Consider the following 435-nt stretch of genomic DNA (forward strand, 5'->3'; position numbering starts at 1 on the left):
CCTGGTCCAATCATGCCGACTCCACCGCCCGGATAAGCCGCGTCAGCGTGGCGGCATCCACGCCGCTGTCGAAGCAAAGGCTGCGACCGCAGGCCAATCGCAACTCGATCATCCCAGAGGGGTCCTGCTGGTCCCCGCGGCGCCCGGTCTGCGTCCCATTCATCTCCACGGGAACAAACACCGCATTCGCAGAAGGCGACAACAGTCCCTTCTTCTTCAGCTCACTGCGCCAGGTGTAAATCTGCTGTCGTGTCACATCGTGTCGCTGCGCAACCTCAGTCACCGTCGCCCCGCCGATCCCAACCGACATGATAATCTCGAGCTTCTGTTCGTCGCACCACCGGCGCCGCCGTTCCTGCCCAAGAATTTCCACCCGCATCGCAATCCTCGCCTAAGACACGTCGCTAACGACGACGTTAAAGACGTCGTTAAAGA

General features: G+C 60.7%; 1 protein-coding gene. It reads right to left on the bottom strand.

What is annotated here, in order from left to right; all coding sequences use genetic code 11:
* Positions 1-10: 10 nt before the first annotated feature.
* Positions 11-379 carry an IS66-like element accessory protein TnpA gene (gene tnpA, locus AYK65_RS31265; RefSeq protein ID WP_139793423.1) on the bottom strand — a complete coding sequence of 123 codons (369 nt, stop codon included), beginning with the start codon at positions 377-379 and terminating at the stop codon, positions 11-13.
* Positions 380-435: the final 56 nt, after the last annotated feature.

Source organism: Ensifer aridi (genome assembly GCF_002078505.1).
Classification (GTDB): domain Bacteria; phylum Pseudomonadota; class Alphaproteobacteria; order Rhizobiales; family Rhizobiaceae; genus Sinorhizobium; species Sinorhizobium aridi.